Raw genomic sequence first — 23,300 nt, 5'->3', positions numbered from 1 at the left:
GTTTGTCCTCGCTTGTCACGGCTGTTTCCGGTGTAACGGCCGTCTCACCCCCCAGCCCGACGTCCCGACTGCCGCCGACAAGTGCGAGGATGGGGTACGGCAGGACAGGGCCCTCACCCAGGGCCGAAGAACGAGCGGCCGCACACCCCGCCGCCCGGTCGTCGGAGACCGGCGTACGGCGCACATGCATGGAGGACGTGACGTGGCGAACGACGCCAGCACTGTTTTCGACCTAGTGATCCTCGGCGGTGGCAGTGGCGGTTACGCCGCGGCCCTGCGTGGAGCGCAGCTGGGCCTGGACGTCGCCCTGATCGAGAAGAACAAGCTCGGCGGCACGTGCCTGCACAACGGCTGCATCCCGACGAAGGCCCTGCTGCACGCCGGCGAGATCGCCGACCAGGCACGCGAGGCCGGCCAGTTCGGTGTCAAGGCCACCTTCGAGGGCATCGACATCAACGCCGTCCACAAGTACAAGGACGACGTGATCTCCGGCCTGTACAAGGGCCTGCAGGGCCTCGTGGCCTCGCGCAAGGTGACGTACATCGAGGGCGAGGGCAAGCTCTCCTCCCCGACGTCCGTGGACGTGGGTGGCCAGCGGATCCAGGGCCGTCACATCCTCCTCGCGACCGGCTCCGTGCCGAAGTCGCTGCCGGGCCTGGAGATCGACGGCAACCGCATCATCTCCTCGGACCACGCGCTGAAGCTGGACCGCGTGCCGCAGTCCGCGATCGTCCTGGGCGGCGGCGTCATCGGCGTCGAGTTCGCCTCGGCGTGGAAGTCCTTCGGCACCGACGTCACGGTCGTCGAGGGCCTCAAGCACCTCGTCCCCGTCGAGGACGAGAACAGCTCCAAGCTCCTGGAGCGCGCCTTCCGCAAGCGCGGCATCAAGTTCAACCTCGGCACGTTCTTCGAGAAGGCCGAGTACACGCAGGACGGCGTCCGCGTGACCCTCGCCGACGGCAAGACCTTCGAGGCCGAGGTCCTCCTGGTCGCCATCGGCCGCGGCCCGGTCTCGCAGGGCCTCGGCTACGAGGAGCAGGGCGTGGCCATGGACCGTGGCTACGTGCTCGCCGACGAGTACATGCAGACCAACGTCCCCACCATCTCGGCCGTCGGTGACCTGGTCCCGACCCTCCAGCTCGCGCACGTCGGCTTCGCCGAGGGCATCCTGGTGGCGGAGCGCCTGGCCGGCCTGAACCCGGTTCCGGTCGACTACGACGGCGTCCCGCGCGTGACCTACTGCCACCCTGAGGTCGCCTCCGTCGGCATCACCGAGGCCAAGGCCAAGGAGATCTACGGTGCGGACAAGGTCGTCGCGCTGAAGTACAGCCTTGCGGGCAACGGCAAGTCCAAGATCCTGAAGACCGCGGGCGAGATCAAGCTCGTGCAGGTGAAGGACGGTGCCGTGGTCGGCGTCCACATGGTCGGCGACCGCATGGGCGAGCAGGTCGGCGAGGCCCAGCTGATCTACAACTGGGAAGCGCTGCCCGCCGAGGTCGCCCAGCTCGTGCACGCGCACCCGACGCAGAACGAGGCGCTCGGCGAGGCCCACCTGGCCCTCGCGGGCAAGCCGCTGCACGCGCACGACTGAGCCACGCCCCTGTCGCACCTGGGCGCGACGACCGACCACCACAGACTTCCGCACTGCGTTGCCGCGCATTGCACACCGTTAAGGAGCAACCGAAACCATGCCGGTTTCCGTATCCCTTCCGGCGCTCGGTGAGAGCGTCACCGAGGGCACTGTCACCCGCTGGCTGAAGGCCGAGGGCGAGCGCGTCGAGGTCGACGAGCCGCTGCTCGAGGTCTCGACCGACAAGGTCGACACCGAGATCCCCTCGCCCGCCGCCGGTGTACTCGCGTCCATCAAGGTCGCCGAGGACGAGACCGTCGAGGTCGGCGCCGAGCTGGCCGTCATCGACGACGGCTCGGGCGCCCCGGCCGCCGCCGAGCCCGCCCCGGCCGCCGCCGAGGCCCCGGCTCCGGCCGCCCCCGCCGCCGAGGCCGCTCCGGCCCCGGCTCCCGAGGCCCCCGCCGCGCCCGCGCCCGCACCTTCTGGTGGCAGCGCCTCCGGTACCGACGTCGTGCTGCCCGCGCTGGGCGAGTCGGTCACCGAGGGCACCGTCACCCGCTGGCTCAAGGAGGTCGGCGAGGAGGTCGCGGAGGACGAGCCGCTGCTCGAGGTCTCCACCGACAAGGTCGACACCGAGATCCCCTCCCCCGTCGCCGGCGTTCTCCTGGAGATCACCGTCGCCGAGGACGAGACCGCCGAGGTCGGCGCCAAGCTCGCCGTCGTCGGCGCCGCGGGCACCGCCCCGGCCGCCGCCGAGACCCCGGCCCCGGCCGCTCCGGCCGCCGCTCCGGCCCCCGAGCCCACCCCGGCCCCGGCTCCGGCCGCCCCCGCGGCTCCCGCCGCCCCGGCCGCTCCGGCCCCCGCGCCGGCCGCCCCCGCGGCTCCGGTCGCCCCGGCCGCGCCGGCCACCCCCGCCGCGCCGGTCACCCCGGCCGACGAGGGCGCCTACGTCACCCCGCTCGTGCGCAAGCTCGCCTCCGAGCACGGCGTCGACCTGTCCACCGTCAAGGGCACCGGCGTCGGCGGCCGCATCCGCAAGCAGGACGTCACCGCCGCCGCCGAAGCCGCCAAGGCCCAGGCCCCCGCCGCAGCCGCCCCGGCCGCCGCTGCCGCGCCGAAGGCCCCGTCGATCGAGGCCTCCCCCCTGCGCGGCCAGACGGTCAAGCTGCCCCGCATCCGCAAGGCCATCGCGGACAACATGCACAAGGCGCTGCACGACCAGGCCCAGCTGTCCTCGGTCATCGAGGTCGACATCACCAAGCTGATGAAGCTGCGCAACAAGGCCAAGACCGGCTTCGCCGCCCGCGAAGGCGTCAAGCTGTCCCCGATGCCGTTCTTCGTCAAGGCCGCCGTCCAGGCGCTGAAGGCCCACCCGGTCATCAACGCCCGCCTGAACTACGACGAGGGCACCATCACCTACTTCGACTCCGAGAACGTCGGCATCGCCGTCGACTCGGAGAAGGGCCTGATGACCCCGGTCATCAAGGGCGCCGGTGACCTCAACATCGCGGGCATCGCCAAGAAGACCGCCGAGCTGGCCGACAAGGTCCGCACCAACAAGATCGCCCCGGACGACCTGTCCGGCGCGACCTTCACGATCTCCAACACGGGATCGCGCGGCGCCCTCTTCGACACCGTCATCGTCCCGCCGAACCAGGTCGCCATCCTGGGCATCGGCGCCACGGTCAAGCGCCCCGTCGTCATCTCCGACGCGGAGCTCGGCGACACCATCGCCGTGCGCGACATGACCTACGTGACGCTCTCCTACGACCACCGCCTGGTGGACGGCGCCGACGCCGCCCGCTACCTGACGACGGTCAAGCAGATCCTCGAGGCCGGCGAGTTCACCGCCGAGCTCGGTCTGTAAGGGCAGGTAAAGACAGCAGGTGTACGACGGCGCCCCCGACCGGAAGCTTCCGGTCGGGGGCGCCGTCGTACGCGCGCGTGCGTAGCCGCACGCTCCGGCGGGCACCCCCTTCTGTAGCCCGCCGCGACAAACGCTCTCTGTAACCGGCATCACCCGTCGCATGCGCGGCCGTACCCCGTCTGGCCAGGGCAGCGGCCGTATTGTCTAAGGGTCCCCGCCGACCCACCGGGTCCACCCTGCCAAGGAGCCCCCATGACCGCGCCCGTCGTCCACTCGCTTCGCGATCAGATTCGCGAGCACATCGTCGAGGGGATCGTCAGCGGCCGCTGGAAGCCGGGCGAGCGCATCGTGGAGCGCCGGATCGCGACCGAGCTGGAGGTCTCCCAGACCCCGGTGCGGGAGGCGCTGCGGGAGCTGGAGTCGCTGCGGCTCATCGAGTCGGCGCCGAACAAGGGCGTGCGGGTCCGGAACCTCTCGGCGGCGGACCTGGAGGAGTCCTACCCCGTCAGGGCGGGCCTGGAGGCCATCGCGGCGGAGCTGGCGGCCGCCCGCCTCGCCGACGACTGCTCGGCCCTGGAACCCCACGTAGAAGCGCTGTACAGGGCCGACCAGGAGGCGGACGGGACCGCCCAGGTGCGGCACACGGTCGCGTTCCACCGGGCGCTGGTGCGGGCGGCGGACAATTCGGTGCTTCTGCACACGTGGGAGGGGCTCGGCATCGAGGTCTTCACCGCGCTGTCCATCCGCTGGCTGGGCACCGTGCAGCAGTCGTACGCGGAGGAGCACGCCGATCTCGTCGCCGCGTTCCGGCGGCGTGACCCGGAGATCGCGGCCCTCGTGAAGGCCCACGTCCTGGGGTGTGCGCCCCGCGCATGAGGCGTCACGGTCCGCAGCTCTGACCAGGCACTCCGTGCCCTGAACCGGGAAAACCGGCGACACCCTGTGCCGACTTTCTCGATCTGAAGAGATTTTGCGGGTGAATCCTTTGATCGATCATCGATCAGGGAGTTACAGTCCCGGATGGGTCCCTACCGGGACCTCGCCCTGTCCTGCCAAAGACAAAGGGCACCCCCACCCCACCCCCTTCGACTCAGGAAGGCGTGCGGCGACTATGACCGACCCCATGCGCATCCAGCCGAGCGAGCTCGACCAGCTCCCGGACCGTGACCCCGAGGAGACCGCCGAATGGCGGGCCTCCCTGGACGCCGTCACCAAGGCGGCCGGGCCACACCGTGCCGCGTACCTGATGCGGCGCACCCTGGAAGGCGCCGAAGCGGGCGGCCTGGCGCTGCCGAAGCTTCTTGAGACGGACTACGTCAACTCCATCCCCACCGCCGCCGAGCCGGAGTTCCCGGGCGACGAGGAGATGGAAGCCAAGATCACCGCGTACAACCGCTGGAACGCGGCCGCGATGGTGACCCGTGGCTCGAAGCACGGCGTCGGTGGCCACATCGCCACCTTCGCCTCGGCCGCCTGGCTGTACGAGACCGGCTTCAACCACTTCTTCCGCGGCAAGGAGGGCGACGGCTCGGGCGACCAGCTCTACATCCAGGGCCACGCGTCGCCCGGCATCTACGCCCGCGCGTTCCTCGACGGCCGCCTCAGCGAGCAGCAGCTCGACAACTTCCGCCGCGAGGCGGGTGGCAACGGCCTGCCGTCGTATCCGCACCCGCGGCGCCTGCCCTGGCTGTGGGAGTTCCCGACGGTGTCCATGGGCCTCGGCCCGCTGTCCGCGATCTACCAGGCGCGGTTCAACCGCTACCTGACCGCGCGGAACATCAAGGACACGTCGAACTCGCACGTCTGGGCGTTCCTCGGCGACGGCGAGATGGACGAGCCCGAGTCGACCTCGGCGCTCACGCTCGCCGCCCGCGAGGGTCTGGACAACCTGACCTTCGTCATCAACTGCAACCTGCAGCGCCTTGACGGCCCGGTCCGTCCGAACTTCCGCGTGGTGCAGGAGCTCGAAGCCCAGTTCCTCGGCTCCGGCTGGAACGTCATCAAGTCCATGTGGGGCAACGCCTGGGACGAGCTCTTCCAGCTCGACACCACCGGCGCCCTGCTGCGCCGCCTGCGCGAGGTCCCGGACGCCCAGTTCCAGACGTACCAGACCCGCGACGTCGCCTACATCCGAGAGAACTTCTTCGGCACCGACCCGGCGCTCATCGAGCTCGCCAAGGTCCTGTCCGACGACAAGATCTCCGAGTGCTTCCACACCTCCCGCGGCGGCCACGAGCCCCGCAAGGTGTACGCGGCGTACAAGGCGGCCGTCGAGCACAAGGGCAAGCCGACCGTGATCCTCACCCAGACGGTGAAGGGCTTCACGCTCGGCAAGGGCTTCGAGTCCAAGAACGCCAACCACCAGATGAAGAAGCTGACGATCGACGAGTTCAAGGGGATGCGTGACCTCCTTGACCTGCCGATCCCGGACAGCCACTTCGAGGACGGCGTCGTCCCGTACGCGCGTCCCGCCGAGGGCTCCCCCGAGCTGCGCTACCTCACCGAGCGTCGCGCCGCCCTCGGCGGCCCCGCCCCGGCCCGCCGTACGCAGCCGCTCGCGCCGCTGCCCGCGCCCGCGGACAAGGCCTTCGCCTCGTTCGACAAGGGCTCCGGCACGCAGACCGTCGCCTCGACGATGGCGCTCGTACGCCTGCTGAAGGACCTCGTACGGGACAAGACGTCCGGCAAGCGCTGGGTGCCGATCATTCCCGACGAGGCGCGCACGTTCGGCATGGAGTCGCTGTTCCCGTCGCTCGGTCTGTACTCGCCCAAGGGCCAGACGTACGACCCGGTCGACCGCGACCAGCTCATGTACTACAAGGAGTCCGAGTCCGGCCAGATCCTCAACGAGGGGATCAACGAGGCCGGTTCGCTCGCGGACTTCATCGCCGCCGCCACGTCGTACTCGACGCACGGCGAGCAGATGATCCCGCTGTACATCTTCTACTCGATGTTCGGCTGGCAGCGCACCGGCGACCAGTTCTGGCAGCTCGGCGACCAGATGGGCCGCGGCTTCGTCATCGGCGCCACGGCGGGCCGCACGACGCTCACCGGTGAGGGCCTGCAGCACGCGGACGGCCACTCGCCGATGATCGCGGCCACCAACCCGGCGGCCGTGACGTACGACCCGGCGTTCGCGTACGAGATCGGCGCGATCATGAAGGACGGTCTGCGCCGCATGTACGGCGAGGCCAAGCCGGGCGAGGACCAGGACGTCTTCTACTACCTGACGGTCTACAACGAGCCGATGCCGCAGCCGGCCAAGCCGGCCGTGGACGGTCTCGACGAGGCGATCATCAAGGGCCTCTACCGCTTCAACACGGCGGAGACCGCCGGTGTGGACGTGGCGGCGGCGAACGCCCCGCGGATCAACCTCATCGGCTCCGGTACGGCGATCCACTGGACGCTCAAGGCGCAGCAGCTGCTCGCCGAGGACTTCGGCGTGGCCGCCGACGTGTGGTCCGCGACCTCCTGGACCGAGCTGCGTCGCGACGCCCTGGAGGCCGACGAGGCGCTGCTGAACGGCGAGGAGCGGGTGCCGTTCGTCCGCCAGGCGCTGGCCGGCGCCGAGGGCCCGGTCCTGGCCGTCTCCGACTACATGCGCCAGGTCCCCGACCAGATCGCGCAGTGGATCGAGCAGGACTACACCTCGCTCGGCGCGGACGGCTTCGGCCTCTCCGACACCCGCGAGGACGCCCGCCGCCACTTCGGTGTCGACGCCGAGTCGATCGTCGTCGCGTCCCTCGCCCAGCTCGCCCGCCGCGGCGAGGTCAAGGCGACGGCCGTGAAGGAGGCGCGCGAGCGCTACGGCCTGTAAGGCCTGCTGAGAGGTACGCGTGCGTGCCCCGTCCCGATTGCCGGGGCGGGGCACGCGTGCGTGAATGGACGCGTCCGCTCCGGGGGCCCGTTCACCGTCTTGGGAGGCATACCTCCATGAAGATCTCCAAGACCCCCTCCGCGCCCTGCTGGGCGGATCTGTCCACCCCCGATCCGCCCGCGGCGCGCCTCTTCTACGAGGCGCTGTTCGGCTGGAGTTCGCGGGCGGTCGACGATCCCGAGGACGAGGACGGCGGGTACGGCCTGTTCGCCCTGGACAGCCCGGACGGGCCGCAGGTCGCCGGGGTCGGCCCGGTGATGAACCGGCATCAGCCCGCCGCGTGGCTGCCGTACTTCCAGTCCAGCGGTATCGACGCGGTCACCGCGCGCGTGGGCGGCAACGGCGGCCGGGGCGTCGTGGGTCCGAGGGGCGTGCGGAGCCAGGGCAGGCTCGCGGTCTGCCAGGATCCGGCGGGCGCGGCCTTCGGGCTGTGGGAGCCGCGGGAGCACGCCGGGTTCGAGGCGGTGAACGTGCCGAGCAGCTTCTGCTGGTTCGAACTCCACACGCGGGACGGGGCGGGCTCGGTGGACTTCTACCAGTCGGTGCTCGGCTGGGGCGCGAGCGCGGACGGCGGCTACACGCAGTGGTCCGTCGCCGACGAGCCCTTCGGCGGCATGGTCGACATGTCGACCGGCCAGTTCCCGCCCGAGGTGCCCTCGCACTGGAATCTGTACGTGTCCGTGGACGATCCGGACGCGGTGGCCGAGCGCTGTACGGAGCTGTCGGGGCAGGTCCTGGTGGAGCCGACGGTGACCGCGCCGGGCCGGTTCGCGATGCTCGCGGATCCGCAGGGCGCGGCGTTCTCGGTGATGCGATTCGCGGCCCCGGCGGTATGAGCGGGGCCCGTTGTCAGTGGAGCGTTTCATGATGACGGTATGCGTGCTGCCCGCCTGATCAAGATGGTGCTGTTGCTCCAGTCCCGGCCGTCCATGACCGCGGCCGAGCTGGCGCGCGAGCTCGAGGTGTCCGAGCGGACGGTGACGCGGGACGCGCAGGCGCTCATCGAGGCCGGGGTTCCGGTGTACGCGGACCGGGGGCGGGCCGGTGGGTACCGGCTGATCGGCGGGTACCGGACGCGGCTCACGGGGCTGGCGCGCGGCGAGGCGGAGGCGCTGTTCCTGTCGGGGGTGCCGGGGGCGCTGCGCGAGATGGGCCTTCAGGACGCGGCGTCGGCGGCGCATCTGAAGGTGTCGGCGGCCCTGCTGCCCTCCTTGCGGGACGCGCCGCGGGCGGCGGCGCAGCGCTTCCATCTGGACGCGCCGGGCTGGTTCCAGGAGCCGCAGACGCCGGAGCTGCTGCCCGCGCTCGCGGAGGCGGTGTGGGAGGACCGGGTGGTGCGGGTCCGCTACCACCGCACTTCGCTCGGGCGGGAGGAGGACGTGGAGCGGGAGTTGGAGCCGTACGGGCTCGTGCTCAAGGCGGGGGTCTGGTACCTGGCGGCGTCGGTGCGCGGGGCGGACGCCTTCCGGGTGTACCGGGTCGACCGGTTCACGGCCGTGGAGCCGGGCGAGGAGCGGTTCGGGCGGTCCGAGGGGGAGGACGCGTTCGACCTGCCCGCGTTCTGGGAGGAGCGGTCGGCGCAGTTCGTGCGGGCACTGCTGCGGTCGGAGGTCGTCGTGCGGCTCACGCCCTCGGGGGTACGTCAGCTGCCGTACGCCACCGATCCGGCGTCCGCGCGCGAGGCCGTGGGGTCGGCGGAGGCCGCGGACGCGGAGGGGCGGGTGACGGTGACACTGCCGGTCGAGTCGGAGGACGTGGCGTACACGCAGCTCATGGCGCTCGGGCCGGAGGCGGAGGTGGTGGCTCCCGAGGCGCTGCGGGAGCGGTTCGCGCTGGCCGCGCGGCGGATGTGGGGGTGGTACGGCTGACGGTGCGTGCCGGGCGGCGCCGGGCGGCGCTCCGGGGCGTGCCGTGGGCATGTGCATGCATAACGAAGTGGAGCAGCTCCCGCGCTCGGCGTGCGCCCCATCGGTACAGGGCCGATGCTGGTCCCGTGATGGACGAGACCGAGTTCTGGGAGATCGTGGACAGTACGCGTGAGGCCGCGGGTGGCGACCCCGAGGACCACGCCGAGCTGCTCGTCGAGCGGCTGCTGCGGTCCGATCCGGACTTCGTGCTCGACTTCGCCCGGCACTTCGAGTCCCGGTACAACCGGGCGTACCGCTGGGACCTCTGGGGCGCGGCGTGGGTGCTGCTCGACGGGGTGAGCGACGACGCCTTCGACTACTTCCGGTGCTGGCTGATCGGCCAGGGCCGGGAGATGTTCGAGGGGGCGCTGCACGACCCGGACTCGCTGGCGGAACTCCTGGACGACTTCGACGAGGAGGTCGACGGGGACGGCGAGGAGATCGGCTACGCGGCGGACGAGGCGTACGAGCAGCTGACCGGGGTGGTCGCCCCCGACCTGGGCCTCTCCCCCGCGCCCCCGGAACCGGAGGGCACCCCTCTGGACTTCGAGGACGACGGGGTGATGTCCCGGACGTACCCGCGACTGACGGCACGGTTCGGGTAGCCGCGGCAGCGGGGCGGGGCCATTCCCGACAGTCCTGCCGGACGGGCCTGCTCAATCGCCGCAGGGGCTTGATTGTGCCGCCCGGATCGCCTGATCCACCCCCGGGTGCGCGAACTCGAACCCCGACTCCAGCAACCGCGTGGGCACCGCCCGCGTAGACCCCAGGACGTCCCCCGCCATCTCGCCGAGGACCGCACGGAGGGCGAAGGACGGAACCGGCAGCGCCGCAGGCCTCCGCAGGACCCGCCCCATCGCCGCCGTCACCTCACGGTTCGTCGCGGGCTGCGGCGCCGTCAGGTTCACAGGACCGGCCAGGTCGTCCGTGTCCAAGAGGTACCGCAGCGCCGCCACATGGTCGGCGAGCGCGATGTACGACCAGTACTGCCGGCCGTCTCCCATGCGCCCGCCGAGCCCCGCCTTGAACAGCGGGAAGAGCTTGGCCCAGGCGCCTCCGCCCCGCGCGACGACGAGGCCGGTACGGGCGAACACCGTACGGATGCCCGCCTGGTGCGCGGGCGCGGCCGCCGCCTCCCACTCGACGCTGAGCGAGGGCAGGAAGCCGTCGCCCGCGGGGGCCGACTCGTCGACGGTCCGGCTGCCCGTGTCGCCGTAGTAGCCCACCGCGCTGCCGTTGAGGAAGACGCGCGGCGGCGTGTCCAGCTCGGCCGCCGCCCGCGCGAGCGTCTGCGTGCCGAGGACCCGGCTGTCGCGGATCTCCCGCTTGTACGCGGCCGTCCACCGGTGGTCGCCGACCCCGGCCCCCGCGAGGTTGACGATCGCCTCGCAGCCGGCGAGCCGCGACGTGTCGACGTAACCCTCCTTCGGATCCCAGCGGGCCTCGTCCGCAACCCGTGGGGCGCGCCTCACCAGGCGCACCACGTCGTGCCCGTCGTCCGTCAGGGACCGGACCAGGGCGGAGCCGATGAGTCCGGAGGCGCCCGCCACCGCGAAACGTGTCATGGGCCCATCCTGCCCGTCGTACAGTCGGCCGCATGTCAGCCCCCGAGGGCTCCGAGGCCCACATACGTTTCGCCGTCCCCGAGGACGAGGCGGCGCTCGACCGTCTCGACCGGGAGACCTGGTCGTATCTGCACGCGGTGAAGCCGCTCGACCCGGCCCCCTCGCCGTTCTTCAACGAGCGCTTCGGGCCGCGCGACCACCTCGTCGCCGAGCTCGACGCCCGGCTCGTGGGCTATGTCCGCCTGGGCCGGCCCACACCCCTGGAGACGAACGCGCACGTACGGCAGATCATGGGGCTCGCGGTCGGCGACGCGGCCCGCGGGCGCGGCGCGGGCCGGGCCCTGGTGCGGGGCGCGGTCGCGCTGGCGCGACGGCAGGGCGCGCGCCGGATCACGCTGCGCGTCCTCGGCCACAACACCCCGGCACGGAAGCTGTACGAGGCGGAGGGCTTCGTCGTCGAGGGCGTGCTGCCCGAGGAGTTCCTGCTCGACGGGGCGTACGTGGACGACGTCCTGATGGGACAGGCCTTGTAGGCCGCCCGGCGCGGCGCGGTCACGGCGTGCGACGGGCGGCGACTCGTAGCAGGGTGAGGTGACACCTCCAACACCCCCTTGTCTCCGACACCCCGTCCAACGTCTCCGTCGCGAAGGGAGCCGTAGCCCGCATGACCTGGCCCGTGGCGCGCCGCAGAGACGAGGCGGAGCGCGCCTGGCTGCGCGGTGCGCCGCCGCCGCGCTGGGTGCGATGGCTGCCGATCGGGCTGCTGGTGGTCCTGTACGCGTTGCAGGCCCCCACGGGATACCGGTTCGAGCTCGCGTTCCCGCTCGCGGCCATCCCGCCGCTCGCGGCGCTGTCGTACGGTCCCGCGGCCACGGCCCTCTACGGCGGCTTCGTCGTCCTGCTCCTCGAACTGCCCCGCACCGGCTTCGGGCGCCCCGGCGACAGCGACATCCTGACGGTGGGTCTTGTCGCCGTACTGAGCACGGCGATCGCCCTCGTACGCAGGCGCAGGGACGAGCAGTTGGTCTCGGTGCGCACGGTCGCGGAGGCCGCCCAGTTCGCGGTGCTGCCGCCGCTGCCCGAGCGGGTCGGCGCCGTGTGCTGCGCGGGCCTGTACCGGGCGGCGCACCGCGGTGCCCTGGTCGGCGGCGACCTCTTCGACGTGCGCAAGAGCCCGACCGGCGTGCGGGCGGTCGTCGGCGACGTACAGGGCCATGGTCTGTCGGCGGTGGGCACGGTGGCGGGGCTGCTCGGCGCGTTCCGGGAGGCGGTGCTCGACCAGCCGGACCTGGAGGGCGTGGCGGCGCGGCTCGACCGGCGGCTCGTGGTGGACACGGCGGAGGACGAGCACGCGGAGCTGTTCGCGACGGCGGTGCTGCTCGAATTCCCCGACCCCTCCCCCGGCGAAGCGCCCGTCGTACGCGTCATCAGTTGCGGCCATCCGCCCCCGCTACTGCTGCGCGACGGGCGGGTGACCGAGCTGGACGTGCCGTCGGGGGCGCCGCTCGGTCTCGGCCTCGCGGAGGCCGCGCCGCCCGAGCGGCTGACGGTCGAGCTGCGGCCCGGGGACCGGCTGATCGCGCCGACGGACGGGGTGACGGAGGCGCGGAACCGGGACGGGGAGTTCTATCCGCTCGCCGACCGGCTCCCGCAGTTCGCGGGCGAGGATCCGGCCGGGCTCACGGACGCGGTGTGGCGGGACGTCATCCGGTTCGCGGGAGCGGTCAGGGACGATCTGACACTGCTCGTCTTCGCCCCTCTCGTGTCCGCTCCCGGCGCCACGCGGACCCCGGACGTGCCTCGCGAGGCGTGAGGTGTGAACGTAGGCGCATGAAGAACCCGGGACTCCCGCGCCGCCAGGGACACCGCCGAGCCGCGGCCACCGCCTCCGTACTGCTGCTGCCGCTCGCCGTGTCCACGCTGTCCGCCTGTTCCGACGACGACGGGGCGACCAATCCGCCGCCCACGGCCTCGCCCGCCGCGACGGCGAGCGGCGCCCGCTGTGTCACGGACCGCTCGGCCGATGACCACGGCCCGGACGCGGAGCCGCGCGCGAAGGCCGCGTACACGGTCACCGACAAGACCGTGAAGGCGAAGGCCCAGAAGGAGTTCAAGACGACGAAGCCGGACGAGTCCGCGCTGCTCGTGTCCGGTTCGGGGAAGCTGACGACGCGCGACGGGAAGTTCATCAAGCACGGCGGCACCTCGTCCGTCACCGCGTCCGACGGGCACGGCCTCAACGCCGCCGCGCTCGCCCGCGACGGGGGCACGCTCACGATGTCCGGCGGCCGGATGTCCACCCAGAACAAGGGCGCGATCGCGGTCTTCGCCTCGGGCGAGGGCACGAAGGCCACGCTCAGCTCGGCCGGTATCCGCACTCACGGCGCCTCCTCGCACGGTGTGGCGGCCGCGCACGGCGGCGCGCTCGACCTGACGTACGTGGAGATCGACACGGCGGCCGCGCAGGCGGCTCCGGTGGCGGTCGGGCCGGGCGGCGGGAAGGTCACGGTGTCCGGCGGCACGATGACCTCGGCGGGCTGCGGGTCGCCCGGTGTGCAGACGGCGGGTGACGTGTCGTTGTCGCAGACGCTGTTCGACCTGGCCAACTCGGAGGCGTTCACCGTGGAGGCCGGGGGTTCGCTGACCCTGAAGGACGTCCGGGCGTCCGCCGCGGCGGGCGGTGTGGTGCTGCGCGGCGACGGCGAGACCTCGTACCGGATGACCGGCGGGGCGCTCCAGGCTTCCGACGGCGACATCTTCGCGGTCCAACAGGCCGACGCCGAGATCGAGTTGAGCGGCGGCGCCGACGTGCAGACGAAGGACGGCAAGCTGCTGCGGGTCACGGACAAGGGCACCGCGAAGTTCACGGCGGACGGCGAGAAGCTGAAGGGCAGCGTCGCCGTGACGAAGGGTTCCTCCGCCACCCTCGACCTGACCGGCTCCGCCGATCTGGACGGAAAGATCGTGGGAGCGGCGTCGCTGACGCTCGGCCCCAGGACGCAGTGGTCCGTGTCCGGGGACTCGGCGCTGAAGGGCCTGAAGCTGGCCGGCGGGGCGAAGGTCTCCGACGTGATCGTGGGCAACGGTCACACGGTGACGTACGACAAGGCGTCCAGCCCGGACCTGCACGGGAAGAAGTACCAGCTGGAGGGCGGCGGCCAGCTCAAGCCCGCGTAGGGCCGGTGAGCAAGCCCTACAGGCGGTTCTGGAGCGCCGCGGCCCGTTCCCTGATCTCGGGCAGCTTTCCCATCAGGGCGAGGCCGGGGCAGAACGTCTCGTAGCCGTCGCGGTGCCCGGACACCGCGAAGAAGTTGTGCGCCTTGCCCGACCTGAAGCGGGCCAGGTCGTTGCTGGACACCAGGCGCACGTGCGAGCGCGGGTCGATCCTGGACAGGTCCAGCTTCCAGGCGGAGAGGGCGGCGATCGCCTCGGTCATCGCCTTCGGCACCGGGGTGCCCTCGGTGAACGTGCCGATCGCGGCGATCCCCGCCGTGTTCCGGTTGAAGCCCTGCGCGTGGGCGCCGACGACGGGCCGGGCGATGCCGCCCGCGCGCCCCTCGTAGACCGTTCCGCAGCGGTCGACGAGGAAGTTGTAGCCGATGTCGTCCCACTCCTTGCCGCCCGATGCGCCGCCGCCCGCCTGACCCGCGTACAGGTAGCGGATGATGCGCGGCGAGTCCGCGCAGTCGTAGTCGTTCGGCGAGTCGGTGTGGTGCAGGAAGACGGCCTTGACGCGGTCGCCGTAGCGGATCGGGTCGCGGTGGTACGTCTCCGCTCCCGCGAGCCACCGCGAGCGCGGCACGATCCGGGGGCGCGCGGCCGGTACGCGCCCGCCCACGGCCGCGACCCGCTTCGCCGATCCCGCGGAGGCCTGCGGCTCGCCGCGGGCCGTGGTCGCGAGGCGCTCGGGACCGGGCCGGTCGACCGCCGCGGCACACAGCAGAAACAGCCCGAGGACCAGGGCCCCGGGCAGCCAGCGCAACCTTCTCCGTATGACACGCACGCTTCTCACCCTGGGCCCTGCGCGCCCTGTGCGGTCAGCCACAGTGGGCCAGGTGGTGGAACCATCGGGGGCGCCCGGGCGTTTCTTACCGGTATGGACCTCCACATACTCGACGTGCTGCTGCTCGTGGTGGCCCTCGCCTACGCCGTGTCCGGCTATCGGCGCGGACTGCTCGCGGGCTGTGTCTCGCTGGCCGGGTTCGTGGGCGGTGCGGCCGTCGGCGTCTGGCTGCTGCCGTACCTGATGGAGACGGTCACGCCGGGCACCACGTCGGCCACCGTCGTCGCCGTCCTGACGGTGCTGGTGCCCGCGGTCGCCGGGCACGGTCTCGCCGGGCTGCTCGCGACGCGGGTGCGCGGCGGGATGTCGCACGCGCCGGGTCCGCTGCGCGTGGCCGACGGGGTGGGCGGCGGCGCGGCGACCGCGGTGGCCGTCCTGGTGGTGGCGTGGGTGGCGGGCAGCGTCCTCGTCGCCTCCTCCTCCACGGTCCTCAACCAGACGATCCGGAACTCCTCGGTGCTCGGCGCGGTGCAGCACACCATGCCGTCGACGACGCCGTCCTGGTTCTCGCAGGCCACGGGGGCGCTCACCTCGGCGGGCTTCCCCCAGGTCTTCGACCCGTTCGCGAGCGAGCCGCCCGCCAAGGTCGCGAAGCCCTCCGGGGACAGCGTGACGGCGAAGGCGACCGGCGCGGCCCAGCGCAGCAGCGTCAAGGTGCAGGGCGCGTCCGGCACCCAGGGCCGCGAGGGCAGTGGCTTCGTGTACAGCTCCGAGCACGTCATGACCAACGCGCACGTGGTCGCGGGCATCGACGACCCGACGGTGCGGGTGGGCGGCACGGGCCAGGCGTACGAGGCGAAGGTCGTCCTGTTCGACCCCGACAAGGACGTGGCGGTCCTCTACGTCCCCGGGCTCGACGCGCCCGCGCTCCGCTTCGACGACTCGGCCGAGCGCGGGGACGCCGCCGTGGTCGCGGGCTATCCGCAGAACGGCAGCCTCGACCTCCAGGCCGCCACGGTCGACGACACGATCAAGGCTGCGGGCCAGGACATCTACGGCTCCGGGAACGTCTCGCGCGACATCTACTCGATCCGCTCCACGGTCCTCCCCGGCAACTCCGGCGGCCCGCTCCTCGACACGGACGGCGAGGTGTACGGCGTGGTGTTCGCCCGGTCCACGACCGACGACGGGACGGGCTACGTGCTGACGGCCGACGAGGTGTCGCCCGACGCGCGGCGGGCGGCGTCAGCGACGACGGCGGTGGACACCGGGGCGCTGGTGTCCTCTTAGGCCGAGAGCGACTTCCCCGTCGGGACGACACCGTCGAGTGCAACGGCACGGGCCCGTACGTCGAGTCGGCGCGCGTCGAGCGTGCCCGTCAGCGGCTGGAGTCGGCTCAGTAGTGGGTGCCGCCGTCGATACGGATCTCCGTACCGGTGATGAACTTCCCGTCCTGCGACGCGAGCATCGCGACGACACCGGCCACGGACTCGGGCCCTGCGAAGCCGTCACCGAGCGAGGGCGACAGCTTCGCGAAGAGGCTCCAGTCGGTGTCCTCGGGCAGGCCGGGGCCCTGGCTCTGCTTGCTCTGACCGGAGCCGTCGGTCATGCCGGACGCGATGGAGCCGGGCTGCACGGCGGTGAACCGGATGCCCTGCTTGCTGTACTCGGCGGCCAGCGCGTGCGTCATGGACTGGATGCCGCCCTTGCTCGCCGCGTACGCCGCCATGTACGGGTGGGCGAACATCGCGGACGTGGAGCTGAAGTTGACGACGGCGGGGCCCTCGCCCTGGAGCAGTGCCGGTATCGCCTCGCGGATCATCAGGAAGGTGCCGGTGAGGTTGACCGCGAGCACCTGGTTGAACTCGGCGAGGCTGGTCTTCTCGGTGTGCGAGGAGCGCAGGATGCCGGCGGCGTTGACGAGTACGTCCAGGCCGCCGAGCGTCCGTACGGCCCCGGCCACGGCGTCGCGCACGGACTCCTCGTCGGCGATGTTCACGACGACGGTGGTGAGGCGCTCGGCGTCGGCGCCGGCCCTGCTCACGGTGTCTTCGAGGCCGGCCTCGCTGACGTCGGCGGCGACGACCCGGCCACCCTCCGCCAGCATGCGCAGCACGGTGGCCTGGCCGATGCCGGACCCGCCACCGGTCACGAGCGCACGGCGCCCTTCGTAGCGGTTGAGGCCGTTCTGGCTGTTCATGGCGACTCCCTTACGTTCCTGTGTGCGTCCTCGCACGCTGCTCACCGTACGCTTCGGTGGCACGTTTTGCCATAACGGCGTTTCGTGCCATTCCATTCCCGGTGCGGTTACGCTTCGTCAGGTGAACGAGCCCAGAACGCCCTCTTCGCCGTCTTCGCCACCCGCACAGCCCTCACTGACCGAACGCCGCAAGGCGGCGACCCAGCTCGACATCGCCCGCGCGGCGATGGAGCTGTTCACGGAGAAGGGCCCCGACGGCACCACGGCCGAGGAGATCGCGCGCGGCGCCGGGGTCGCGCTGCGCACCTTTTACCGCTACTTCCGCAACAAGCAGGACGCCGTGGGCCCGCTGCTCGCGTCCGGCGGCGACCGCTGGCGCGAGCTGCTGGCCGCGACGGAGCCGGGCACGCCGCTGCCGCAGGCCCTCGAATCCGCCGCGGCGGCGACGCTCTCACCCCCGGACGAGGCGGCGGAGGAGGCACTGCAGGGCACCCGGACCCTGCTGCGCGCGGCCCAGGACGACCCGGCCCTGCGCGCCGTCTGGTACCGGGTCAACCAGGAGTCGGAGGAGAAACTGCTCGCGGTGGTGACCCGCCTCGCGGCCCCCGGCACGGACCCCCTGGAGACCCGCCTGACAGCCGCCGCGGCGACCGACGCGATCCGGGTGGCACTTGAACTCTGGGCCACGACGGACGCACCCACCTCCGGCCCGAACTCCCCCGCGTCACTGGCGATCCGCGGCCTGCGCCATCTGGCGGCGGGGACTGCCGGGTGACCGATGGCGGGACCGCCGGGCATCGGACGGCGGGACCGCGGAGTCCGGCTCGGAGCCGCGGCGCCCGATGCGGGGCCGGGCCGTACGCCGCGGGACCCGTCCCGCACGCAGACGCGTGGTCGTGCGCCGTCGTGCCCCCGTGCCGCCCCCGCGCGCGACTGCCCGGCGTGCGCGGCGCGCCTACCCTCAAGTTCCCTGGGCCTCGAACTCAGGTATCCCGAGGGAGCGTTGAGGGCATGAGCCCCCGGACGTCAGCCACCCGACCCGCGGAGGCACACCGTGCTCGACCCTGCAGACGTAAGCCCGGGAGCCATCGTCGTCGTGGGCGCCGGGATCGCGGGACTCGCGGCGGCCCGGCACCTGACCAGGGCGGGCCTGCACCCGCTGGTCCTGGAGGCCGCCACGGGCATCGGCGGCCGCATGTCCACAGAGAAGGTCGACGGCTTCCGCCTCGACCGGACCGGCCGGCCACTGTGCACCTCGTACCCCGAACTGCGCCGCGACCCCGCCCTCGCTCCCCTCGCCCTGCGCCGCTTCTCCCCCGGCGCGCTCGTGCACAGCGAGGGACTGCGGCACCGGGCGGGCGAACCCACCGGCCCCCGGCGCACAAGGGGCGCACTCAACGCGGCACGCGCCCTGGCAAGCGCCCCCCGGAGTCCGCGCGGCACCCGCCCCGCCCTCGGCGGCCCGCTCGACCACGCACGCCTGGGCGCGAGCCTGTCCCGGCTCGCGGCGACGGAGCCGTCCCGCCTCCTCGCCCGCCCCGAACTCCCCACCGCCCAGGCCCTCTTGACCCGAGGCCTGCCACCCTCGACCCTCCACGGCTTCGTACGCCCCCTGCTCTCGGCCCTGCTCTGCGACCCGGACCTCCACACCTCCAGCCGGTGCGCCGACCTCGCCCTGCACGCGTACGCGGCGGGCCGGCTCGCCGTACCGGAGGGCGGCGCCGACGCACTGCCCGAGCTGCTCGCGGCGGGCCTGCCGCCCGGCACGGTGCACACCGGTGTACGGGCCACGGCGGTCGCCACGACCTCGGTCACGACCACCGAATTGGGCCAACTCCCGTGCCGCGCCGTGGTGTTGGCCACCGGCGCGCACGACGCCGCCGAACTCCTCCCCGGCCTGCGCGTCCCCGCCTTCCACGAGGTCACGGTCGTGCACCACGCCATGCCCGAGCCGCCGCTCGCCGAACCCGCGCTGCTGCTCGACGCGGACCGGCTCGGCCCGGTCGCACACTCGTCGGTGATCAGCCAGGTCGACCCCACGAGAGCCCCTGCGGGCCGCGCCCTGGTCTCCTCCACGGTCCTCGGCCCACCCCCCACGGACCGCGAACTCCGCACTCAACTCGGCGCCCTCTACGGCACGTCGACCGCCGACTGGGAAACCCTGGCTGTGCACCACGACACCCACGCCGTTCCCGCGATGCCACCCCCGCACGACCCGCGCCGCCCGGTCCGCCTCCTCGACGGCCTGTACGTATGCGGGGACCACCGGGACGCCGGCACGGTGCAGGGCGCCCTCCACTCGGCCCGCCGAGCGACCCACGCGCTCCTGACCGACCTGGGCATCCCCGAACCCGCGGCGCCCCCGATCACCCACGCCGCCTAGGGACAGTGCCCCTCCAGACCGCGCCCGCCTCCGTGGCCCTACTCCGGGGGCGGGCGCCCCACTCTCACCCCAACGCCGCGACCCTCTCCCGGTATCCCCGGACGGGCCCCGCGTCGCGGTACGGCTCCAGCCTCCGCTCGAACTCCCGCACATACTCGTGCGCCCGCACCGACCGCATCTCCGCCGCGGCCGACGCCGCCTCCGCCCCGAGCGTGCACGCCGAGTCCAGCTCCCCGAGCCCGAGGCGTGCCGACGCCAGCACCACCCGGCAGAACAACCGGCTGCGCGCGAAGCCCGGCGCCCGCAACTGGAGCGACCGCTCCGCATGCTGCGCGGCGGCCCGGTACTGCTGAAGATCCCGGTGACAGTGCCCGAACTCGTCCGCCAACTGCGCCTCGTCGAAGAACCGCGCCCACGGCGGCACCTCGTCCCCCGGCCGCACCGCCCCGAGCGCCCGCTCGGCCCGCACCAGCGACGCCGTGCACGCCCGCACCTCACCCAGCACCCCGTGCCCGCGCGCCTCCACGGCATGCAGCAGCGCCTGCACCGCGGGCGGCGCCGAAGCCCCCACGCCCTGCTGTGCGACCCGCGCGAGCTGCACCGCCTCCCGCCCGTGCCCGAGGTAGACGGCCTGCCGGCTCATGGTGACCAGCACGTAGGAGCCGTACATCCGGTCCCCCGCCGCCTGCGTGAGCCGCAGCGCCTGCACGAAGTACCGCTGGGCGAGCCCGTGCGCCGCGATGTCGTACGAGGTCCAGCCCGCGAGCCGGGTCAGATCGGCGACCGCGCAGAAGAGCCGCCGCCCGTGCTGCTCCCCGTACGCGCCGCGCAGCATCGGCTCGGCCTCGTGCTCCAGGTACCGCACGAGGGCCTGGCGCGCGTGCCCACCCCCGTACGCGTGGTCGAGTGCGCGGAACAGCTCGCCCACCGAGCGCAGTGCCGCGATGTCCCCGCTCGTCACCCGGTGCCCCGGCCCGCGCTCGGTCTGCCCCCGCTGCCGCGGCACGGCGGTGGGCGCCGCGCCGGGCCGTCCCTGCACCGGCACCCGCGGCAGCTGCTCGCCGTGGGCCACCCGGTCGTCGGCGCGGCCGATCAGCCAGTCGCGGCTGGGCACGACGAGCCCGGCCGGGGTGAACGCGATCTTCCGGAGCTCGGCATGGCTGCCGGAGTCCTTGCGCCACAGACCGCTGACGATGTCGACGGCCTCCTCGGGCGATCCCGCGAACTCAAGACCCGCGTACACGGGCGCACACGCGTCGAGCCCGAGGTCCTGCGCGGAGAGTCGGCGGCCGAGGCGGCGCGTGAACACTTCCGCGATGAGCGCAGGCGTCGTCCCTCTGGGCTGCTGCCCGCGCAGCCACCGCGTCACGGACGTCTTGTCGTACCGCAGGTCAAGCCCGTGTTCGAGCCCGAGCTGGTCCACGCGGCGCGCGAGGCCCGCGTTGGAGAAACCGGCCTCCGCGATGAGCGCGGCGAGCTGGCGGTTCGGAATGCGCTGCGGAGGTCGTTCCGTCATGCTGTGCGTTTGCCTTCCGGGCCCTTGGAAGCGGTAAAGGGGGGCCATCGAGTGCCCCCCTCTGGTCGCTGCTCCCTCATGGAACGGCGTACGCCGTGACCGGCTCCCGCTCACGGACGGCGCCGAAATTATCACGCAGCGCACACGGCGTCCCCCAATCAGCCGAGCCGAACCCCTCCTTCATCCGATCGTGTGACAAACCGCGCGAGGGGTGGACGGCTGAGCCGCGAACCGGGAGCCGTACAGTTGCTCCGGGCGCGTTATATGCACGGTGAAGGTTCTTAGGGAGGCACTTGCCGTGAGTGAGTTCCGGTTCGTCCGCATGGGTTTCGGTGCGGACATGGTCGATTACCAGGTCGCCTGGGACGAGCAGCGCCGTGTGCACGCCGCTCGCTTCGCCGACGAGACGCCCGACACCTGTCTGCTCCTTGAGCACCCGCCCGTCTATACGGCCGGTCGTCGCACCGCCCCCGAGGAGCGCCCGCTCGACGGCACCCCGGTCATCGACGTCGACCGCGGCGGCAAGATCACCTGGCACGGTCCGGGACAGCTCGTCGGCTACCCGATCCAGAAGCTCCCGCGCCCCGTGGACGTGGTCGCGCATCTGCGCCGCCTGGAGGACGCGATGATCGCGGTCTGCGCCGAGTTCGGCATCGAGGCCGCGCGCGTGGAGGGCCGGGCCGGGGTGTGGGTGCTCGGCGACCCGATCGAGCAGCGTACGAAGCTCGGCGGTCTGTCGCTGGACTTCGACCCCCGCCTCAGCGGCGAGGACGAGGAGTTCGACCACCGCCTCGTCGGCGCCGAGTACGCGCCCTCGAACGCGGGCCAGCGGCACGAGGACCGCAAGATCTGCGCCATGGGCATCCGCGTCGCCAAGGGCGTCACGATGCACGGCTTCGCGCTGAACGTGAACCCGGACACCTCGAACTTCGACAAGATCATCCCCTGCGGCATCCGCGACGCGGGCGTGACCTCCCTCTCGTACGAACTCGGGCGCGAGGTCACGATGGACGAAGTGCTGCCGATCGCGGAGAGGCATCTGCAGACCGTGCTGGGGAACGCGGACCTCAGGCCCCGCGCCGTCGAGAAACCGGAGAAGGCCTCGGTCTAGCCCATACGGGGAATGCACCCCGCAGGCCGCCGGTTGGCCACCCGTAAGGGCCATGAACATCACGGGCGTACCCTGATGTACGCCGAGGAATCAAAGCTTTAGGGAGCCGGTCGTGTCCGCAGTCGCACCCGACGGACGCAAGATGCTGCGCCTGGAGGTCCGTAACGCTCAGACCCCCATCGAGCGCAAGCCCGAGTGGATCAAGACCCGGGCGAAAATGGGTCCCGAGTACACGAAGATGCAGAACCTCGTGAAGTCCGAGGGTCTGCACACGGTCTGCCAGGAGGCGGGCTGTCCCAACATCTACGAGTGCTGGGAGGACCGCGAGGCCACCTTCCTCATCGGCGGTGACCAGTGCACCCGGCGTTGCGACTTCTGTCAGATCGACACCGGCAAGCCGGAGCCGCTCGACCGTGACGAGCCGCGCCGCGTCGGCGAGTCCGTCGTCACGATGGACCTGAACTACGCGACGATCACCGGCGTCGCCCGCGACGACCTGGAGGACGGCGGCGCCTGGCTGTACGCGGAGACGGTCCGCCAGATCCACCGCCAGACCACCAACCGCGCCGAGGGCCGCACCAAGGTCGAGCTCCTCGCCCCGGACTTCAACGCGAACCCGGAGCAGCTGGCCGAGGTCTTCTCCTCCCGCCCCGAGGTCTTCGCGCACAACGTCGAGACGGTCCCGCGGATCTTCAAGCGGATCCGTCCGGGCTTCCGCTACGAGCGTTCGCTGAAGGTCATCACCGAGGCCCGCGACTTCGGCCTGGTCACCAAGTCGAACCTGATCCTCGGCATGGGCGAGACCCGCGAGGAGATCAGCGACGCGCTGCGCCAGCTGCACGACGCCGGCTGCGAACTGGTCACCATCACGCAGTACCTGCGCCCCTCCGTGCGGCACCACCCCGTGGAGCGCTGGGTCAAGCCGCAGGAGTTCGTGGAGCTGAAGGACGAGGCCGAGCAGATCGGTTTCTCCGGCGTCATGTCGGGCCCGCTGGTCCGCTCCTCGTACCGCGCGGGCCGACTGTTCCAGATGGCCAAGGAGAGGCGCGGCTCCTTCACCGCCTCGCAGGCCGTGTGAATTCACGCACAAGAGGCTACTAGCCAGTAGTGGCCGGTAAGGCGCGGTCCTGACGATCCCCGCAGTTGGGGGGCACCGTCAGGGCCGCGTCTGCGTTTGCGGCGCGAGCGTCAAGGCTTCATTGGTGTTTGACCGTCCGGTCACGCCCTGGTAACACCAATCAGTGACTCTGGAATCACGCCCCGTACATCCCGTGCCACTGCCGTGATCACTCTTCGAGGGG

At 72.2% G+C, this 23,300-nt stretch carries 19 protein-coding genes; 15 read left to right on the top strand and 4 right to left on the bottom strand.

From position 1 onward, the window contains the following. Positions 1–202 precede the first annotated feature (202 nt). From lpdA to ACFYWS_RS26780, 7 genes are all read left to right on the top strand, one after another. Positions 203–1,591, top strand: a complete 1,389-nt coding sequence (lpdA, locus tag ACFYWS_RS26810) for a dihydrolipoyl dehydrogenase (protein WP_389280673.1) — start codon at positions 203–205, stop codon at positions 1,589–1,591. Positions 1,592–1,688: 97 nt separating this feature from the next. Then, positions 1,689–3,437: a 2-oxoglutarate dehydrogenase, E2 component, dihydrolipoamide succinyltransferase gene (gene sucB, locus ACFYWS_RS26805; protein ID WP_389280672.1), complete on the top strand. Its 1,749-nt coding sequence runs from the start codon at positions 1,689–1,691 to the stop codon at positions 3,435–3,437. Between the two features lie 252 nt (positions 3,438–3,689). Further along, the gene (locus ACFYWS_RS26800) at positions 3,690–4,313 is read left to right on the top strand and encodes a GntR family transcriptional regulator (RefSeq protein ID WP_326022828.1); all 624 of its coding nucleotides are present in this window, start codon (positions 3,690–3,692) and stop codon (positions 4,311–4,313) included. Positions 4,314–4,548: 235 nt separating this feature from the next. Then, positions 4,549–7,254, top strand: coding sequence for a pyruvate dehydrogenase (acetyl-transferring), homodimeric type (gene aceE / locus ACFYWS_RS26795; protein ID WP_389280671.1), 2,706 nt, complete (start codon positions 4,549–4,551; stop codon positions 7,252–7,254). Positions 7,255–7,370: 116 nt separating this feature from the next. Beyond that, positions 7,371–8,150 carry a VOC family protein gene (locus ACFYWS_RS26790; protein WP_389280670.1) on the top strand — a complete coding sequence of 260 codons (780 nt, stop codon included), beginning with the start codon at positions 7,371–7,373 and terminating at the stop codon, positions 8,148–8,150. Between the two features lie 39 nt (positions 8,151–8,189). After that, positions 8,190–9,182 (top strand): helix-turn-helix transcriptional regulator, encoded by a 993-nt coding sequence (locus tag ACFYWS_RS26785; protein WP_389280669.1) that lies wholly within the window; start codon positions 8,190–8,192, stop codon positions 9,180–9,182. 128 nt (positions 9,183–9,310) lie between these two features. Beyond that, positions 9,311–9,826 (top strand): DUF4240 domain-containing protein, encoded by a 516-nt coding sequence (locus tag ACFYWS_RS26780; RefSeq protein ID WP_389281050.1) that lies wholly within the window; start codon positions 9,311–9,313, stop codon positions 9,824–9,826. Between the two features lie 51 nt (positions 9,827–9,877). On the opposite strand, the gene ACFYWS_RS26775 is transcribed toward ACFYWS_RS26780, so the two are convergent. After that, the gene (locus ACFYWS_RS26775) at positions 9,878–10,786 is read right to left on the bottom strand and encodes a TIGR01777 family oxidoreductase (protein WP_389280668.1); all 909 of its coding nucleotides are present in this window, start codon (positions 10,784–10,786) and stop codon (positions 9,878–9,880) included. Positions 10,787–10,818: 32 nt separating this feature from the next. On the opposite strand from ACFYWS_RS26775, the gene ACFYWS_RS26770 reads away from it, so the two are divergent. The 3 genes from ACFYWS_RS26770 to ACFYWS_RS26760 all read left to right on the top strand — a co-directional run bounded on the left by ACFYWS_RS26770 (position 10,819) and on the right by ACFYWS_RS26760 (position 13,963). Then, a complete protein-coding gene (locus ACFYWS_RS26770) occupies positions 10,819–11,319 on the top strand; it encodes a GNAT family N-acetyltransferase (RefSeq protein WP_389280667.1) in 501 nt (166 codons plus the stop codon). 131 nt (positions 11,320–11,450) lie between these two features. Continuing rightward, entirely contained in the window at positions 11,451–12,599 is a 1,149-nt protein-coding gene (locus tag ACFYWS_RS26765) for a PP2C family protein-serine/threonine phosphatase (RefSeq protein ID WP_389280666.1), read from the top strand. Between the two features lie 17 nt (positions 12,600–12,616). Continuing rightward, a complete protein-coding gene (locus ACFYWS_RS26760) occupies positions 12,617–13,963 on the top strand; it encodes a hypothetical protein (protein ID WP_389280665.1) in 1,347 nt (448 codons plus the stop codon). A 16-nt stretch (positions 13,964–13,979) separates the two neighbouring features. On the opposite strand, the gene ACFYWS_RS26755 is transcribed toward ACFYWS_RS26760, so the two are convergent. After that, positions 13,980–14,789 (bottom strand): peptidoglycan recognition protein, encoded by an 810-nt coding sequence (locus tag ACFYWS_RS26755; RefSeq protein WP_389280664.1) that lies wholly within the window; start codon positions 14,787–14,789, stop codon positions 13,980–13,982. A gap of 93 nt (positions 14,790–14,882) precedes the next feature. Here ACFYWS_RS26755 and ACFYWS_RS26750 point away from each other — a divergent pair, with 93 nt between their 5' ends. Then, entirely contained in the window at positions 14,883–16,079 is a 1,197-nt protein-coding gene (locus ACFYWS_RS26750) for a MarP family serine protease (protein ID WP_389280663.1), read from the top strand. Between the two features lie 106 nt (positions 16,080–16,185). Here the strand turns inward: ACFYWS_RS26750 and ACFYWS_RS26745 are convergent, their stop codons facing one another. After that, the gene (locus tag ACFYWS_RS26745) at positions 16,186–16,989 is read right to left on the bottom strand and encodes an SDR family NAD(P)-dependent oxidoreductase (protein WP_389280662.1); all 804 of its coding nucleotides are present in this window, start codon (positions 16,987–16,989) and stop codon (positions 16,186–16,188) included. Positions 16,990–17,110: 121 nt separating this feature from the next. Between ACFYWS_RS26745 and ACFYWS_RS26740 the strand changes: the two genes are divergently transcribed. Both ACFYWS_RS26740 and ACFYWS_RS26735 read left to right on the top strand, forming a co-directional pair. Beyond that, positions 17,111–17,764: a TetR family transcriptional regulator gene (locus tag ACFYWS_RS26740; protein WP_389280661.1), complete on the top strand. Its 654-nt coding sequence runs from the start codon at positions 17,111–17,113 to the stop codon at positions 17,762–17,764. Between the two features lie 279 nt (positions 17,765–18,043). After that, positions 18,044–19,372 (top strand): FAD-dependent oxidoreductase, encoded by a 1,329-nt coding sequence (locus ACFYWS_RS26735; protein ID WP_389280660.1) that lies wholly within the window; start codon positions 18,044–18,046, stop codon positions 19,370–19,372. Between the two features lie 64 nt (positions 19,373–19,436). On the opposite strand, the gene ACFYWS_RS26730 is transcribed toward ACFYWS_RS26735, so the two are convergent. Continuing rightward, positions 19,437–20,888 carry a regulator gene (locus ACFYWS_RS26730; protein ID WP_389280659.1) on the bottom strand — a complete coding sequence of 484 codons (1,452 nt, stop codon included), beginning with the start codon at positions 20,886–20,888 and terminating at the stop codon, positions 19,437–19,439. Positions 20,889–21,186: 298 nt separating this feature from the next. Between ACFYWS_RS26730 and lipB the strand changes: the two genes are divergently transcribed. Both lipB and lipA read left to right on the top strand, forming a co-directional pair. Continuing rightward, positions 21,187–21,999, top strand: a complete 813-nt coding sequence (lipB, locus tag ACFYWS_RS26725; protein ID WP_389280658.1) for a lipoyl(octanoyl) transferase LipB — start codon at positions 21,187–21,189, stop codon at positions 21,997–21,999. Between the two features lie 112 nt (positions 22,000–22,111). Then, positions 22,112–23,077, top strand: coding sequence for a lipoyl synthase (lipA, locus tag ACFYWS_RS26720; protein WP_389280657.1), 966 nt, complete (start codon positions 22,112–22,114; stop codon positions 23,075–23,077). The last annotated feature ends 223 nt before the right edge of the window (positions 23,078–23,300 follow it).

The sequence above is a fragment of the Streptomyces sp. NPDC002795 genome, from assembly GCF_042888725.1.
GTDB lineage: Bacteria > Actinomycetota > Actinomycetes > Streptomycetales > Streptomycetaceae > Streptomyces.
This window is presented reverse-complemented; position numbering and strand designations above follow the sequence as displayed.